Annotated in this window: 1 protein-coding gene; it reads right to left on the reverse strand. The window is 63.1% G+C overall.

Annotated features, from left to right (window positions below):
• Positions 1-866 (reverse strand): efflux RND transporter periplasmic adaptor subunit (locus EU555_RS35890; protein WP_135420156.1); only part of this gene is annotated, 866 nt, incomplete at its 3' end.
• Positions 867-1,690 lie beyond the last annotated feature (824 nt).

The raw sequence follows: 1,690 nt of genomic DNA on the forward strand, positions 1-1,690 counted from the left end.
TCCCGAACCTTGGCGAGATCCGTGGTCGGCACCGCGAGCTCTACCCAGACTGTGGAGAGGTCGGCGACTGTGTAGAGATCGGCTGGGTCACCTTGGCCACCTACCGTCGTGCCAATATCAACTTTGCGCTCGACGACGCGTCCGGTGATCGGCGAGCGCAGCTCGTACCGGCGCAGGCTCGATTGGTTCGGGGTGGCCTCGTCCTTCTTGGCCGCTGCTGCGACCTCATCCGCATTGAGGCCGAGCGCCGAGAGTTTCTGGCGAGCAAGGTTGACCCGCAACTGCGTCTCGGAATAGGTCGCGCGGGCCTGCAGGAACGTGGCCTCGGCGGAGATTCGCTTGTCCCAGAGCGCCTGCTGCCGGTCGTAGTTGGTCTTCTGCAGCTCGGTGTTGACCAAAGCAGTGAGGTACTCGCTCTTGGCGTCAGCGACCTCGCGGCTGTCGAGGACGGCGACGACCTCACCCTTCTTCACAGGGTCGCCCAGGCGCTTGAGCATCTCGGACACGGTGCCGACGACCCGCGCCGGCACCCGGGCGATCCGGTCGGTGTCCGGCGTGATCGTGCCGGGCGCCATCAGGTGCCGTGAGAGCGTGCCGCCCCGGACAGACGCGACTGCAATCTCCTGGTTGGAGATCTGCTCCGCCGACATTTTGATCTGCCCTTCGGTGGTGTGATCCTCCGCCTTCTTCCCATCAGGCTTCTCGGCCTCCGCCTGAGGGAGCGCAAACTGAGTCTCTGGTGCGTTTTCGGTCTTCATCAGGCCGGTCGCCGCCAAGGCCCCCTGGATGACCTGAGACACGCGCGGTACGGCGCCACCGATCGCGACGCCGACCGCTAGAACAATCAGAATAAGAAACCCACGCATGGCGCTGACCTCGACCGGACCTTGGAGTGCTGGCTGCGCAGAGGCGCAACCGATCGCTCCCATTGCCCACATGACCCCTGCACTCAGCACCCGGAGAAGGCGCGAGCGACGAAAATCCCATTTCAGCTATGAGATGGGGTCAAGCCCGGGGCGGTCTACGCATCGGAGAGACGGAATAAGGAGCGAGCGGTTCGGCCTGGATGGGATAGACGACTCTATCAGCCGTTCGAACCGGCTCGAACGTGGCCGGCTCAGTCCGCATCACTTGATGACAGCTGCAGTGGGCGTGGCGTAGAGCGCCCGCATTTACCGGGTCGCTCGACCCAGTCCGGTCCGGAGCCGGATATGTTGAGAACGTTACCAGACTGTCGCTCTGGACGGACCCTGTTGCTGTGGGACATTCTAAAGCGGCGACAGACAATGCCATGGCGAGAGAAACCAAGCACAAGGCGATGGCGCGCGAAAGATGCGCCAATCCGCCCCTTGCTCGGTTCCGTATGCCAATCATCGCAGCCCGATCTATGATCGGGTATCGGGTAGCACAAGATACGCCTGCCAGGAAGGGTCAGTTTTTTTTCCAAGGTTGTGTCCCTTGGAGTGGTGTAGCTGAACGAGAGCGGGAGATCCCGCCTGCGCGCCCTCAATAGCGCTGTAGCAGGCGGGCTCTCCCGCGGGGGTGGCCATCGGCGGTGACGGGTTAGGATCGGGTTGCTGACACCAACCCCGAACCCGGGAGACCCCCGATGACTGAACCGCTCCGGGTTTTTCGGAGGCTGGTTGGCTTGGTTCAGGCGGCTAAGGCTTGGTCGCCGACGTGGGTATGA

Origin of the sequence: Methylobacterium nonmethylotrophicum (genome assembly GCF_004745635.1) — a bacterium.
Lineage (GTDB): Bacteria > Pseudomonadota > Alphaproteobacteria > Rhizobiales > Beijerinckiaceae > Methylobacterium > Methylobacterium nonmethylotrophicum.